This is a genomic window from Pseudomonas sp. H1_A03 (genome assembly GCF_054685145.1).
In genome coordinates, this window is sequence record NZ_CP162829.1 from 3,762,205 (window position 1) to 3,776,400 (window position 14,196).

Annotated in this window: 13 protein-coding genes; 4 read left to right on the forward strand and 9 right to left on the reverse strand. The window is 61.1% G+C overall.

Annotated elements, in window-relative coordinates; genetic code table 11:
- Positions 1-113: 113 nt before the first annotated feature.
- Together AB4O35_RS17410 and cysS are read left to right on the forward strand one after the other, a co-directional pair.
- Positions 114-1,814, forward strand: a complete 1,701-nt coding sequence (locus AB4O35_RS17410) for a glutamine--tRNA ligase/YqeY domain fusion protein (protein WP_065881835.1) — start codon at positions 114-116, stop codon at positions 1,812-1,814.
- A 37-nt stretch (positions 1,815-1,851) separates the two neighbouring features.
- On the forward strand, positions 1,852-3,240 hold the full coding sequence (cysS, locus tag AB4O35_RS17415; protein WP_065873448.1) for a cysteine--tRNA ligase: 1,389 nt from the start codon (positions 1,852-1,854) through the stop codon (positions 3,238-3,240).
- A gap of 378 nt (positions 3,241-3,618) precedes the next feature.
- Here cysS and AB4O35_RS17420 read toward each other — a convergent pair whose 3' ends face one another.
- The 9 genes from AB4O35_RS17420 to AB4O35_RS17460 all read right to left on the reverse strand — a co-directional run bounded on the left by AB4O35_RS17420 (position 3,619) and on the right by AB4O35_RS17460 (position 12,220).
- Positions 3,619-3,954, reverse strand: a complete 336-nt coding sequence (locus tag AB4O35_RS17420) for a DUF6124 family protein (protein ID WP_065873447.1) — start codon at positions 3,952-3,954, stop codon at positions 3,619-3,621.
- Between the two features lie 311 nt (positions 3,955-4,265).
- On the reverse strand, positions 4,266-4,817 hold the full coding sequence (locus AB4O35_RS17425; RefSeq protein WP_065946329.1) for a dihydrofolate reductase family protein: 552 nt from the start codon (positions 4,815-4,817) through the stop codon (positions 4,266-4,268).
- A gap of 190 nt (positions 4,818-5,007) precedes the next feature.
- On the reverse strand, positions 5,008-5,346 hold the full coding sequence (locus AB4O35_RS17430) for a Na+/H+ antiporter subunit G (protein WP_065881836.1): 339 nt from the start codon (positions 5,344-5,346) through the stop codon (positions 5,008-5,010).
- On the reverse strand, positions 5,343-5,621 hold the full coding sequence (locus AB4O35_RS17435) for a K+/H+ antiporter subunit F (RefSeq protein WP_065946328.1): 279 nt from the start codon (positions 5,619-5,621) through the stop codon (positions 5,343-5,345). The genes AB4O35_RS17430 and AB4O35_RS17435 overlap by 4 nt, the downstream gene beginning before the upstream one ends.
- Positions 5,618-6,106 carry a Na+/H+ antiporter subunit E gene (locus AB4O35_RS17440; RefSeq protein ID WP_065881838.1) on the reverse strand — a complete coding sequence of 163 codons (489 nt, stop codon included), beginning with the start codon at positions 6,104-6,106 and terminating at the stop codon, positions 5,618-5,620. Before AB4O35_RS17440 ends, AB4O35_RS17435 begins: the two co-directional genes overlap by 4 nt.
- Entirely contained in the window at positions 6,103-7,785 is a 1,683-nt protein-coding gene (locus tag AB4O35_RS17445; protein ID WP_065946327.1) for a monovalent cation/H+ antiporter subunit D, read from the reverse strand. Before AB4O35_RS17445 ends, AB4O35_RS17440 begins: the two co-directional genes overlap by 4 nt.
- Positions 7,782-8,126 carry a Na+/H+ antiporter subunit C gene (locus AB4O35_RS17450; protein ID WP_003192163.1) on the reverse strand — a complete coding sequence of 115 codons (345 nt, stop codon included), beginning with the start codon at positions 8,124-8,126 and terminating at the stop codon, positions 7,782-7,784. Before AB4O35_RS17450 ends, AB4O35_RS17445 begins: the two co-directional genes overlap by 4 nt.
- A complete protein-coding gene (locus AB4O35_RS17455; RefSeq protein ID WP_065890749.1) occupies positions 8,126-11,047 on the reverse strand; it encodes a monovalent cation/H+ antiporter subunit A in 2,922 nt (973 codons plus the stop codon). The genes AB4O35_RS17450 and AB4O35_RS17455 overlap by 1 nt, the downstream gene beginning before the upstream one ends.
- 204 nt (positions 11,048-11,251) lie before the next feature.
- Positions 11,252-12,220, reverse strand: coding sequence for a DMT family transporter (locus AB4O35_RS17460; protein WP_371905586.1), 969 nt, complete (start codon positions 12,218-12,220; stop codon positions 11,252-11,254).
- 54 nt (positions 12,221-12,274) lie between these two features.
- On the opposite strand from AB4O35_RS17460, the gene AB4O35_RS17465 reads away from it, so the two are divergent.
- Both AB4O35_RS17465 and AB4O35_RS17470 read left to right on the forward strand, forming a co-directional pair.
- Positions 12,275-12,838, forward strand: a complete 564-nt coding sequence (locus AB4O35_RS17465) for a helix-turn-helix domain-containing protein (protein WP_065873442.1) — start codon at positions 12,275-12,277, stop codon at positions 12,836-12,838.
- 154 nt (positions 12,839-12,992) lie between these two features.
- A complete protein-coding gene (locus tag AB4O35_RS17470; protein WP_065873441.1) occupies positions 12,993-14,189 on the forward strand; it encodes an SfnB family sulfur acquisition oxidoreductase in 1,197 nt (398 codons plus the stop codon).
- Positions 14,190-14,196 lie beyond the last annotated feature (7 nt).

Sequence of the window (14,196 nt, forward strand, 5' to 3'; positions counted from 1 at the left end):
TAAATGCAGCCGTTTTCAGTGCTTCTCTGTCAGGTGCTTGACAGCATCGGCTATGATATCGCCTTTGTTTTGTCGGCCTAGCCCGGCCACGTACTTGTCTGTTCAAGGATCCTATGAGCAAGCCCACTGTCGACCCTACCTCGAATGCCAAGGCCGGACCTGCCGTCCCGGTCAATTTCCTGCGCCCGATCATCCAGGCGGACCTGGATTCGGGCAAGCACACGCAGATCGTCACCCGCTTCCCGCCAGAGCCCAACGGCTACCTGCACATCGGTCACGCCAAGTCGATCTGTGTGAACTTCGGCCTGGCCCAGGAGTTCGGTGGCGTCACGCACCTGCGTTTCGACGACACCAACCCGGCCAAGGAAGACCAGGAATACATCGACGCCATCGAAAGCGACATCAAGTGGCTGGGTTTCGAGTGGTCCGGTGAAGTGCGCTATGCGTCCAAGTATTTCGACCAGTTGTTTGACTGGGCGGTCGAGCTGATCAAGGCCGGCAAGGCCTACGTTGACGACCTGACCCCGGAGCAAGCCAAGGAATACCGTGGCACCCTGACCGAACCGGGCAAGAACAGCCCGTTCCGCGACCGTTCGGTGGAAGAGAACCTCGACTGGTTCGCCCGCATGCGCGCCGGTGAGTTCCCGGACGGCGCTCGCGTACTGCGTGCCAAGATCGACATGGCCTCGCCGAACATGAACCTGCGCGACCCGATCATGTACCGCATCCGCCATGCCCATCACCATCAGACCGGTGACAAGTGGTGCATCTACCCCAACTACGACTTCACCCACGGTCAGTCCGACGCCATCGAAGGCATCACCCACTCCATCTGCACCCTGGAGTTCGAAAGCCATCGCCCATTGTATGAGTGGTTCCTCGACAGCCTGCCGGTACCGGCGCACCCGCGTCAGTACGAATTCAGCCGCCTGAACCTGAACTACACCATCACCAGCAAGCGCAAGCTCAAGCAACTGGTCGATGAAAAGCACGTGCATGGCTGGGATGACCCGCGCATGTCGACGCTGTCGGGCTTCCGCCGTCGTGGCTACACGCCTGCGTCGATCCGCAACTTCTGCGACATGGTCGGCACCAACCGTTCCGACGGCGTGGTTGACTTCGGCATGCTCGAATTCAGCATCCGCCAGGACCTCGACGCGAACGCCCCGCGCGCCATGTGTGTGCTGCGTCCGTTGAAAGTCGTGATCACCAACTACCCGGAAGACAAAGTCGAGCACCTCGAACTGCCGCGTCATCCGCAAAAAGAAGAACTCGGCGTGCGCAAGCTGCCGTTCGCCCGTGAAATCTACATCGACCGCGATGACTTCATGGAAGAACCGCCAAAAGGCTACAAGCGCCTGGAGCCAAACGGCGAAGTGCGCCTGCGTGGCAGCTACGTGATCCGTGCCGATGAAGCGATCAAGGACGCCGATGGCAACATCGTCGAACTGCGTTGCTCGTACGACCCGGAAACCCTCGGCAAGAACCCTGAAGGCCGCAAGGTCAAGGGCGTGGTCCACTGGGTGCCGGCGGCTGCCAGCATCGAGTGCGAAGTGCGCTTGTACGATCGTCTGTTCCGCTCGCCGAACCCTGAAAAGGCCGAAGACAGCGCGAGTTTCCTCGACAACATCAACCCTGACTCCCTGCAAGTACTCACGGGTTGTCGTGCGGAGCCCTCGTTGGCCGACGCACAGCCGGAAGACCGTTTCCAGTTCGAGCGCGAAGGTTACTTCTGCGCGGATATCAAGGACTCGAAACCCGGTCAGCCGGTATTCAACCGTACCGTGACCTTGCGTGATTCGTGGGGCCAGTGAAGCCTTTGGCGGCTTTGCGTAGAAAGAAGGAAATGTCGTGCTAACGATCTACAACACACTCAGCAAGACCAAAGAAGTCTTCAAACCGCTGGATGGCAACAAGGTGCGCATGTACGTGTGCGGCATGACCGTGTACGACTACTGCCACATCGGCCACGGCCGCAGCATGGTTGCCTTCGACCTGGTGACCCGCTGGTTGCGTTTCAGCGGCTACGACTTGACGTACGTGCGCAACATCACCGACATCGACGACAAGATCATCAACCGCGCCAATGAAAACGGCGAGTCGTTCGACGCGCTGACCGAGCGCATGATCGCCGCGATGCACGAGGATGAGGCGCGCCTCAACATCCTCAAGCCGGACATGGAGCCGCGCGCCACGGACCACATTCCGGGCATGCACGCGATGATCCAGACCCTGATCGACAAGGGGTACGCCTACGCCCCAGGCAATGGCGACGTGTACTACCGCGTCGCCAAGTTCATGGGTTACGGCAAGCTGTCGCGCAAGAAAATCGAAGACCTGCGCATCGGCGCCCGCATCGAAGTCGACGAAGCCAAGCAAGACCCGCTCGACTTCGTGCTGTGGAAAGGCACCAAGCCCGGCGAGCCGAGCTGGGAGTCGCCGTGGGGCGCCGGGCGTCCGGGCTGGCACATCGAATGCTCGGTGATGTCCACCTGCTGCCTTGGCGAAACTTTCGACATTCATGGCGGCGGCAGCGACCTCGAGTTCCCGCACCACGAAAACGAAATCGCCCAGAGCGAAGCCGCCACCGGCAAGACCTACGCCAACGCCTGGATGCACTGCGGCATGATCCGCATCAATGGCGAGAAGATGTCCAAGTCCTTGAACAACTTCTTCACCATTCGCGACGTGCTGGAAAAGTACCACCCGGAAGTCGTGCGTTACCTGCTGGTGTCGAGCCATTACCGCAGCGCCATCAACTACTCGGAAGACAACCTCAAGGACGCCAAAGGCGCCCTGGAACGTTTCTACCACGCGTTGAAAGGCCTGCCCGCCGTGGCGCCGGCTGGCGGCGAAGCCTTTGTGGCCCGCTTCACCGAAGTCATGAACGACGACTTCGGCACCCCGGAAGCCTGCGCCGTGTTGTTCGAGATGGTGCGTGAGATCAACCGCCTGCGCGAGAGCGATCTCGACGCGGCGGCGGGTCTAGCGGCACGCTTGAAAGAGCTGGCCAGCGTGCTGGGCGTGTTGCAGATGGAAGCCGATGACTTCCTGCAAGCCGGCGCCGAAGGGCGTGTGGATGCGGCTGAAGTGGATGCGCTGATCCAGGCGCGTCTGGCTGCTCGTACCAATAAAGACTGGGCGGAGTCCGACCGTATCCGTGACCAACTGACCGCGATGGGTGTGGTGTTGGAAGACGGCAAGGGTGGGACGACGTGGCGGTTGGCTGATCAGGCCTGATCGGTAAACGCTGAACAAAAACGCCCCGACTGGTTCGGGGCGTTTTTTTGCACACTGTTTAACGTTTCACTCGATCCACTGTGGGAGCTGGCTTGCCTGCGATGAGCATAGGTATCTACACATCTTGAGGGAGCCCTCTGCGTAGCAGCTGTCGAGCCCCGGCGAGGCTGCGTTTGCGGGCTGTCTGACACACCCCTGACGCAGCCTCGCCAGGGCTCGACAGCTGCTACGCAATTTCACTTTGAAGATGTGTAGATACTTATGCTGCGATGAGGGAGTGTCAGTCATCGAAGATGTTGACTGACCCACCGTAATCGCAGGCAAGCCAGCTCCCACATTTTTTACCGTGCCCACTTTGCGAACTCTTCAATTTCAGATTTATGTGTGAGTTGGATGGTCTTTGAGGCTTAGTGTTTTATCCACCATTAGCTGGATCCCCTCCAGCATCCGACACATTCCCAAGGCCACGCTGCGAGGATTGCCGTCGATCTCAAAAGCCAAATGGCTTGCCAGCGCTTGAACCGAGGCAAGATCCTCCGACGCGTTGACCAGCAGCGTCTCGACGTCTAATCCTTCGCGTACGGTAAATAAACTATGGTCCTCAGTAGAAGGCTCTGGTTTCTCAGGTGGGTTCAGATAGTGGTTGATTGCTCGATGAGCCGCAGTATGAAACGCGGCTGAGTCTGACGGCGGATTCGGACTGTCTTTGATCATGACGAAGCTCCTAGAGTATTGGAGCCACCACCCATCGCTGCGAAACGATACCGGGGTGGCAGCTGTACGCAGGTTCGCAGACCGGGACTCTAGGCACCCGGCATACCCGAAGGTATCCCGCGCACAGCCGCCATAACATCAGGCATAAAAAAGCGCCCGCTATCTTGAGGTGGACGCTGTGCGTCTAGAGTTTAACCGGGCTGCGAAACCCGGTCGCTGAGTTTTCAGCGACCACCGAAGATTAGGGCGTCATCTTCCGAGGGGCAACCTTAGAACGCTGTCGGAAATTTCCGGGAGCTGATGCCTGAGCATCAGCGCTTGTCAGTGACTTCGTACCGACTCTGAACAAATCCATTCTCCGACACATACGTGCCGATATGGCGAAGATCATGCTCGTTGCCGACCTGGCTGAAAAATGGAATCCCTTGCCCCAGCAGCACCGGAATACGCGTAATGATCAGCTCGTTGATCAGCCCTGAGTCTAGAAACGCCTGGATCGTTTGGCCACCATCGATATAGAGATGCTTCATGCCGCGTTCGGCTAACTGTGCCACCAGCGCGATTGGGTCCAGGGACATCACCTCGACCTTGCCCTGCAAATACGTCGGGATTTCTACGGCCTGGTGAGAAAGGGCGATGACCGGCATACCCTCATAGGGCCACTCCGCAAACGACTGGACTTTTTCCAGGGTTTTGCGGCCCATCACCAGCGCATCAACCGTCGCGATGTAGCTTTCATACGTCAGGCCGTTCAACGCTGCCAGCTCATATTCCGGCCGGTGCAGCCACTCGATATCGCCATCTGGCCGGGCGATAAAACCGTCAACGCTCGCGGCGATAAACACGGAACACTTGATATCCATAATGGGAATTCCTTTTCCTGATGTCCGAAAGACGTCCCCGGCACACATCCGATCTCGCGCCTGGCACCCATTCAAATGTGGGAGCTGGCTTGCCTGCGATGAGGGCGTGTCAGTCACCGAAAATGTTGACTGACCCACCGCAATCGCAGGCCAGCCAGCTCCCACATTTTTACGCTGCCCACTTGAGGGATCAGCGGCGGCTGCTGACCTCGGCGGGGACGTCGTCACCGGCCATGCGCTTGCGGAACAGTCCGGTGCGGGCCAATAGCAATGTGGTCACCGGCACCGTGATCGACAACAAAATCGGAATCAACCACCCGTGCAACACCGGCCCGGATTTGAGCACCGAAAAGTAGATAATCGACGCCAATGCTACACACCACGCGCCTAATGTCGAAGCCAGTGCCGGTGGGTGCATGCGTTGAAAAAAGTCCTTCATCCGCAGTAATCCAATCGCGCCAATCAATGCAAACACACTGCTCAACACCAGCAGCACCGCGACCACCGCTTCCATCCATAACGGCATCATTCAATCACCTCCCCACGCAGCAGGAATTTCGCCAGGGCAAACGAGCCCACGAAGCCAAACAGCGCAATCAGCAGCGCCGCTTCAAAGTAGGTGTCACTGGCATAACGAATGCCCAGCACCAGCATCATTAGCATGGCCAGGATGTACAGGTAGTCCAGCGCCAATACCCGGTCTTGTGCCGACGGGCCTTTGAACAGGCGCACCAGGGGCAGCACCATGGCCAGGGAGAACAGGAACAGGCTGAACAGGATCGCGTTGGAGAGCAGGGCGCTCATTCGAAGATCTCCATCAGGGGCCGCTCGTAGGTGGTCTTGAAGTGCTCGATAAACGACGCTTCGTCCTCGAGGTCAAACACGTGCAGCAGGAGGATGCTGCGGTCCAGCGCCAGTTCCGACCAGATGGTGCCGGGCACCACCGTGGTGATCATCGACAGCGCGGCCAGGCCGTTGGCGTCGCGCAGGTCCAGGGGGATCTTGATAAAGCGCGAACGCGGCGGGCGTGAACCACAGATCAATACGCCCCAGGCCACTTGCAGGTTGGAGATGATTACATCGCGACCCACCCGGAAAAACAGGCGAATGATCACACCCGGGCGGCGGATGCGAATCGGCAGCGGGCGCAGCGGTGCCATCAACAGCGGTGCAAGAAAGCCCAGTGCGGCACCCAGCAGCAGGTTGCCAGCGCTGAGTGACACGTTCAGCACCAGCCACAGCAGCCACAGGGCCAGGGACAGCCACGGGGCAGGGAACAGGCGCTTCATGGCTGCACCTCCAACGCGGCTGTCTTGGCTTCAGGGCTGGGGACGGGACGTGTTGCCATGACGGCCATCACGTAGCGTTCCGGGTTGTTCAGGCTGGCGGCGGTGGCCTGGGTGTAGCGCATCAGCGGTTCGGCCTTGAAGGTCAGCAGGATGCTAAGGCCGAGCAGAAAGAAGATCGGCACGCACTCGTAGCGACGCAGCAGCGGTGAGGGGCGCTCTTCGGGGGTCCAGAAGCGCTGGATGCCCAGGCGCGCAAAGGCGATCAGCGAAGCCAGGCCGGAGAGGATCAACAGCGCCACAAGGCCCCAGGCAGCGGGACGGATTGGCTCGTCGACACTGACGCCCAGGCCCAGCGGATTGACCAGCGCACTCAACAAGCTGAGCTTGCCGATAAACCCGGACAACGGCGGCATGCCGATAATCAGCAGCGCGCAGGCGACAAAACTCAAGCCGAGGAACGCCATGGTCCACGGAATCACCTGGCCGACGACGGCTTTCTGCTCATCATCCAGGTTGACGCCGGGGCGCGGATGCAGGGATTCCATGGCCTTGGGCAGCGCATCGATTTCTTCGTCCAGCGGCAAATCGTTGGCCGAACGCGAACGCTCGATCAGCTCAGCCAGCAGGAACAGCGCGCTTAACGCCAAGGTGGAGCTGACCAGATAGAACAGCGCGCCAGCAGTCAGGCTCGGCTGGGCGAAGCCTACCGCCGACAGCAGAATGCCGGCTGACACCAGAATGCTCAGGCTGGCCATGCGCTCTAGACGCTGCGCCGCCACCATCGCCAGCGCCGCGCAGATGATGGTCGCCATGCCGCCATACACCAGCCAGTCGCCGCCAAACAGCGCTGACGCACCGGCCTGGCCGGAGAACAGCAGGGTGCACAGGCGCAGCACGGTGTACACGCCAACCTTGGTCATGATCGCAAACATCGCCGCCACCGGCGCACTGGCCGAGGAGTAGGCCGGGGCCAGCCAGAAGTTCAGCGGCCACATGCCGGCCTTGGCCAGGAACGCGGTGGCGAGGATCGCCGCACCGGCATGCAGCAGGCCGCGATCGGCTTCCGGCACCAGCGGGATTTTCAGCGCCAGGTCGGCGAAGTTCAGCGTGCCGGTGACGCCATAGATCATCGCCGCGCCAATCAGAAACAGCGACGACGCCAGCAGGTTGATTGCGATGTAATGCAGCCCCGACGACACCCGCGCGCGGCCGGAACCGTGCAGCATCAAACCGTAAGACGCCGCCAGCAACACTTCGAAGAACACGAACAGGTTGAACAGGTCGGCGGTGAGAAACGCACCATACAACCCCATCATCTGGATCTGGAACAGTGCATGGAAACTGGTGCCCGCACGGTCCCAGCGGGCCATGGCGAACAGCAGCGCGCTCACGCCGATGATCCCGGTGAGCACCAGCATCAGCGCCGACAGTTGGTCCACCACCAGCACGATGCCAAACGGCACTTGCCAGTTGCCCGGCAGGTACACGCCGATCGAGCCGGGGCCGCCTTTTTGCGTCCAGTACAGCAGCAGAATGGCAACGCCCAGGCCAAGCATGCTCGACACCAGGTTGATCTGCGCCTTCAGCGGGCGACGTTTTTCACCCAGCATCAGCATCAGCGCGGCGGTGAGCAATGGCAGCAGGATCGGTGCGACGATCAGTTGGTTGACCCAATTCATTCCTTGGGCTCCCGGCCGTCAACATGGTCAGTACCGGTCAGGCCACGCGAGGCCAGCAGCACCACCAGAAACAGCGCGGTCATGGCGAAGCTGATCACGATCGCCGTGAGCACCAGCGCCTGGGGCAGCGGGTCGGTGTAGTTGAGCAGGTCCTGCGGCACGCCGTCCTTGATGATCGGCTCTTTACCGATAAACAGGCTGCCCATGCTGAAAATGAACAGGTTGACCCCATACGACAGCAGGCACAGGCCCATCACCACCTGGAACGTCCGTGGCCGCAGGATCAGCCAGACGCCGGAAGCGGCCAGGACTCCAATGGCAATTGCGATGACTTCTTCCATCAGGCGGCTCCTTCTGTTGCAGCAACGACCTTGGCCTGGTTGCTCGGTTTATGCGCTCGCACCGACTGGTGACCGAGGGCAGTGAGCATCAGCAGCGTCGAACCGACGACCATGGCGTACACGCCGACGTCGAAGAACAGCGCGCTGGCGACATGAATATCGCCCAGCACCGGCAAGCTGAAATGCCAGGTGTGCGTGGTGAGGAACGGGTACCCGGCAAACAATGCGCCCAGGCCCGTCAAGGTCGCGGCGAGCAGGCCGAAGCCCATCCAGCGCATCGGCCGCAGGCTCATCTGCGCCTCCACCCACTGCGTTCCGGCGACCATGTATTGCAGGATAAACGCCACCGACATCACCAACCCGGCGACAAACCCGCCGCCCGGCTGGTTATGGCCGCGCATGAACAGGTAGAACGACACCACCAGCGCAATCGGCAATAGCAGGCGCACCAGCACCGCCGGCACCATCATGAAGCCCAGGGCGGTATCGCTGGCCTGGCGCGGGTTGACCAGGTCGGTGGCCACGTCCGGCGCGAGTTGGCGCTGTTGCGCGGGCAGCTGCATGCTTTCCCTGGACGGGCGGAAGCGCCGCAGCAGGGCGTACACGGTCAGCGCCACGGCGCCGAGCACAGTGATTTCGCCGAGGGTATCGAAGCCACGGAAGTCCACCAGCATCACATTGACCACATTGCTGCCGCCGCCTTCGGGCAGGGCGCGGCTCAGGTAGAACGAGGAGATATCGTTGGGCGTCTGGCGCGTCAGCATCGCATAGGACAGCAATGCCATGCCGCCGCCGACAACGGTGGACAATAGGAAGTCACGCAGACGACGGATGCGTGCCTTGCGCAGCGAACTGGGCAGTGGCGACACTTCTTCGATCCGCCGTGGCAACCAGCGCAGCCCCAGCAGGATCAGCACCGTGGTGACCACTTCGACCACCAGTTGGGTCAACGCCAGGTCCGGCGCCGAGAACCACACAAAGGTGACGCAGGTCATCAGGCCGCACACGCTGACCATGGTCAGGGCCGCCAGCCGGTGATACTTGGCTTGCCAGGCGGCACCGAGGGCGCAGGCGATCGCCAGCAGCCACAGGGTCACAAACACGATGGAGCCCGGGATTTTCGGCCGGTCGCCCCAACTGAGGCCACTGTTGATCATCGGGATCATGCCGCCGATGACCGCCACCAGCACCAGCAGAAACAGCTGGGTCTGCAGGCGCTTGGTGCTGATGCGTTTTTCGATCTTGCGCACGCCGCGCATCATCACCACCAGGCAGCGCTCAAAGCCGCGCTTGCCATTGAAGTAGCTGATGACGGGCGGGTATTTGAAGCGGCCCAACTTGAGTTGCTTGCGCAGTAGCAGGTAAAGCACCACCCCCCCGGACATGGCCACCAGGCTCATGATCATCGGCGCGTTCCAGCCGTGCCAGATCGCGAGGCTGTACTCCGGCAGCACACCGCCCACCACGGGCAAGGCGGCGGCAGCGAGGATAGAGCCGACGACCTGGGCCGGGAAAATCCCCACCAGCAGGCAAGTAAACACCAGCAGCTCAACCGGGGCGCGCATCCAGCGCGGCGGCTCGTGAGGGATGTGCGGCAGGTCTGTCGCGGTCGGGCCGAAGAACACATCCACGGTAAAGCGCAGGGCATAGGCCACGCTGAACGTACCGGCGATGGTCGCGATCAACGGCAGGGCGAATTCCACCCATTGAGTCGAGGAGATAAAGACGGTTTCGGCGAAGAACATCTCTTTGGACAGGAAGCCATTGAGTAACGGCACGCCGGCCATGGACGCACTGGCCACCATCGCCAGGGTCGCGGTAAACGGGATCAATCGCACCAGCCCGCTGAGCTTGCGGATATCCCGCGTGCCGCTTTCGTGGTCGATGATGCCCGCCGCCATGAACAGCGACGCCTTGAAGGTCGCATGATTGAGAATATGGAACACCGCCGCGACGGCGGCCAGCGGGCTGTTAAGGCCCAGCAATAAGGTGATCAGCCCGAGGTGGCTGATGGTGGAGTAGGCCAGCAGGCCCTTGAGATCATTCTGGAACATGGCGCAGTAAGCGCCGAGGAGGAGGGTGAGGGCGCCGGCGCCGCCGACGATATAGAACCATTCTTCGCTGCCGGACAGCGACGGCCACAGGCGGGCCAGCAGGAACACGCCGGCTTTCACCATCGTCGCCGAATGCAGGTACGCCGACACCGGCGTGGGAGCCGCCATCGCGTGGGGCAGCCAGAAGTGGAACGGGAACTGCGCGCTTTTGCTCAGGGCACCGATCAACACCAGGGCCAGCATGACCGGGTACAGCGAATGCGCGCGAATCTGATCGCCCGCCGCCAATACCAGGTCCAGGTCATAGCTGCCGACGATATGCCCCAGCAACATCACGCCCGCCAGCAGGCACAAGCCGCCGGCGCCGGTGACCATCAGCGCCATATACGCGCCGCGCCTGGCATCGGCACGGTGGTGCCAATAGCCGATCAGCAGGAACGAGAACAGGCTGGTCAGTTCCCAGAAAAACACGATCTGGATCAGGTTGCCGGAAATCACCAGCCCGAGCATGGCGCCCATGAAGGCCAGGAAAAACGCGAAAAAGCGCGGCACCGGATCATCCGGCGACATGTAGTAACGCGCATACAGCGACACCAGCGAGCCGATGCCGAGCACCAGCATCGAGAACAGCCAGGCAAACCCATCCATGCGCAGCACGAAGTTCAGCCCAAGGCTGGGCAACCACATGAATTCTTCGCGGATCACGCCACCGTGGGCGATCTGGGGGTAGAGCAGGGCGACTTGAATGGTGCCAACCAGCGCCACCAGGCCTGCCAGCAGGGATTCGGTGTTACGTGCATTGTGCGGCAGCAAGGCCGCCAGACAGCTGCCAATAAAAGGCAGAAGCAGTAGAACTATCAGGGACATAGGCTTCTAATCTGCGGGAGTTTGGGATGCATCATACGTGCCGCTTTCGCGATCACCAAACGGCAAGATGTGTAAGGATCCTACAAAGTAGGCCGAAAACTCCCATAACGCATTGTTTCGAGGGAGTGGGCTTTGAAGTGCTTACCCCTGTGGGAGCCGGGCTTGCCCGCGATAGCGATTTCCCAGTCACCACAGGGTTCGGCTTTACCCCTGCTGTTCCTGTTCCCGAGCATCCCGCAATTCAAGGGCCTTCTGCCCCTTGGTCTTCATCTCACTCACAATCACCGCCGCCACAATCAACACGGCCCCCAGCATCGCAATCGGCGGGAAGCGTTCTCCGGCAATCCGCCCCACCACGCCCGCCCACACCGGCTCACCGGCATAGATCAACGTCGCCCGCGTTGGCGAAACACTCTGCTGCGCCCAATTCATCGCGACCTGAATCACCGCACTGGTCAAGCCCAGGCCCACCGCGCTGAACAGCAGTAGCCACGAAAACCCCGGCAGCGCTTCGCCCATCGGCACCACCATCAGGAACGACAGCAGCGAAGCGGTGGCCAGTTGCACAACCGTCACCCGGCGCACATCCACTTGCCCCGCGAATGCACTGATCAGGATGATTTCCGCCGCAATGGCGATGGCGCCGATGAGCGTAGCGATTTCACCGGGACTGAAATTCAACGAGGCCCCCGCCGGCCCCGTCAGCAGCATCAAGCCGGCAAACGCCAGCATGATGCCAATGCTCGGCATCAACCCCGGGCGACGGCCCAGCACCAGCCATTGCAGCAGTGGCACGAAGGGCACATAGAGCGCGGTGATAAACGCCGACTGGCTGCTCAGGATGGTCTGCAAACCGATGGTCTGCAGGCCGTAGCCAAACATGATCGCCACCCCAATAAACACACCGGCCTTCAATTCGAACAAGGTCAAGTCACGCAGGGTACGCAAGGAAAAGCAGCCCACCACAATGGCCGCAGCGGCAAAGCGCAGGCCTACGAAAAACATCGGCCCGCTGACGGTCATCGCGTGCTGCACCAGCAAAAACGTGCCGCCCCAGATCATGGTGATCACCACCAGGATGCATTCGGCTTTGCTGAAGCGGTTGAAACGCGGGGACGCGGTCGAGGTAGTCATGGCGGCTCTGATCTTGCACAGTGAGAACGCGGCACGCACAATGCGCCGCACGCTGGGCAGTATACTGCGCACACCCACCCATTGAGCAATATAGTGCACAAAGAAAATCCACAACGGGCCTCGGTCCTGCAGCACGTCAGCCAGAACGTTCGTCGCCTGCGCCACGCCGCCGACCTCAGCCAGACCGCGCTTTCGGAAAAATCCGGAGTCAGCCGGCGCATGCTGGTGGCGATCGAGGCGGGGGAGAAGAATGTTAGCCTGTCCACCCTCGACCGCGTGGCCGAAGCGTTAAACGTGGCCTTCAGCGACCTCATCCAGGCGCCGGACGCGCCCGACCACAGCCGCATCAATGAGCTAGCGTGGGCCGGTGAGATTCCGGGCAGCAAGGCGGTGCTACTGGCCAAAGCCAATGCCCGGCGCGAAGTGGAATTGTGGGAGATGCGCCTGGAACCCGGTGATCGCTACAGTCCCGAGCCCGATCCGGATGGCTGGAGCGTGCAGCTGTTCGTGTATGAGGGCGCACTGACCCTGATCCTCGACGACGAAGAAAAACACGTCGTGGCGGGTGAGTTCTATATGTTCGCCAGCCGCCAATCCCACGGCTATCGCAACGAGGGTGACGTGGCGGTGTGCTTTGTGCGGACCGTGGTGATCTAACTGTTCGCCCGGCAACAGTAAATGCACACTTTGCTGGTTTGAAACGCGCTCTACTGCGCTGATTTAACAGCAAGTCGCTGATTTTATTTGCGATTAAATTCAGGCACGACTCCTGCAATCACTCCAGCATCCCATCGGAGCCTGGAGTCGGCCCATGTCTGCCCACCCTCAACACCCTGCCCATATCATCCGCTCGGACGCGGAAGCCATCGAGGTTGCCACGCGCCTGGCCGCACGGTTTGCCGTCGACGCCAGCGAGCGCGACCGCGAGCGTCGCCTGCCCATCGCTGAGCTCGACGCGTTTTCAGCCAGTGGCCTGTGGGGTATCACCATTCCCAAGGCCTACGGCGGCGCCGAGGTGTCCTATGTGACCGTGGCCGAGGTGATCAAACTGATTTCCGCCGCGGACCCTTCACTGGGCCAGATCCCACAGAACCACCTGGGCGTGGTCGACATCCTGCTGCAAACCGCGACCGAGGAACAAAAGCGTCATTATTTCGGCAAAGTCCTGGCCGGCTACCGTTTCGGCAACGCCTTCTCCGAAGCGAAGAGCAAAAATGCCGGCACCTTTGACACGCAGATTCGCTTCCATGGCGACACCGCGCAAATCAATGGCGAGAAGTTCTACTGCACCGGTGCATTGTTCGCCCACATCGTGCCCACCGTTGGCAACAACGAAAACGATCAAGCCTTCATCGCCTTCGTCGAACGTGATGCGCCGGGTCTTAGCGTGATCGACAGTTGGGACGGTTTCGGCCAGCGCACCACGGCCAGCGGCGGTGTGACCCTCGACGGCGTCACCGTGCCGCGCAGTGCGGTGATCCCCGCCCACCAGGCCTTCGACACGCCCACCGCCAACGGCCCGATCTCGCAGATTATCCAGGCCGCCGTCGACACCGGCATTGCCCTGGGCGCTCTCGAACACGCCAAGATCTACGCACGCCAGGCGCGCCCGTGGATCGACAGCCAGCAGGATCACGGCTGGCAAGACCCGTTCACCATCGCCGCCATCGGCGACCTCGAATGGCGTGTGCACGGCACCGAAGCGATTCTCGCCAAGGCCGGCAAGGCGGTCGACCAAGCACTCGCCGAACCCAGCGAAGACAGCGTGGCCCACGCCTCGCTGGTGGTCGCCCAGGCCAAAGTGCTGTCGGCCGAAACCGCCTTGCTCGCCAGCAGCAAGCTTTTCGAACTGGCCGGAACCCGTTCGGTCACCGGCAAGCACAACCTTGACCGCTTCTGGCGCAACGCGCGCACCCACACCCTGCATGACCCGGTCCGCTGGAAATACCACCTGATCGGTAACTTCGTGCTCAACGGCGTGAAACCTGCGCGTCACGCCTGGAACTGAGGAGCCT

Coding starts and splice junctions, on each gene's coding strand:
- AB4O35_RS17410 (WP_065881835.1), top strand. CDS start 114: ATGAGCAAGCCCACTGTCGACCCTACCTCGAATGCCAAGGCCGGACCT.
- AB4O35_RS17420 (WP_065873447.1), bottom strand. CDS start 3,954: ATGATCAAAGACAGTCCGAATCCGCCGTCAGACTCAGCCGCGTTTCAT.
- AB4O35_RS17425 (WP_065946329.1), bottom strand. CDS start 4,817: ATGGATATCAAGTGTTCCGTGTTTATCGCCGCGAGCGTTGACGGTTTT.
- AB4O35_RS17430 (WP_065881836.1), bottom strand. CDS start 5,346: ATGATGCCGTTATGGATGGAAGCGGTGGTCGCGGTGCTGCTGGTGTTG.
- AB4O35_RS17435 (WP_065946328.1), bottom strand. CDS start 5,621: ATGAGCGCCCTGCTCTCCAACGCGATCCTGTTCAGCCTGTTCCTGTTC.
- AB4O35_RS17440 (WP_065881838.1), bottom strand. CDS start 6,106: ATGAAGCGCCTGTTCCCTGCCCCGTGGCTGTCCCTGGCCCTGTGGCTG.
- AB4O35_RS17445 (WP_065946327.1), bottom strand. CDS start 7,785: ATGAATTGGGTCAACCAACTGATCGTCGCACCGATCCTGCTGCCATTG.
- AB4O35_RS17450 (WP_003192163.1), bottom strand. CDS start 8,126: ATGGAAGAAGTCATCGCAATTGCCATTGGAGTCCTGGCCGCTTCCGGC.
- AB4O35_RS17455 (WP_065890749.1), bottom strand. CDS start 11,047: ATGTCCCTGATAGTTCTACTGCTTCTGCCTTTTATTGGCAGCTGTCTG.
- AB4O35_RS17470 (WP_065873441.1), top strand. CDS start 12,993: ATGTCTGCCCACCCTCAACACCCTGCCCATATCATCCGCTCGGACGCG.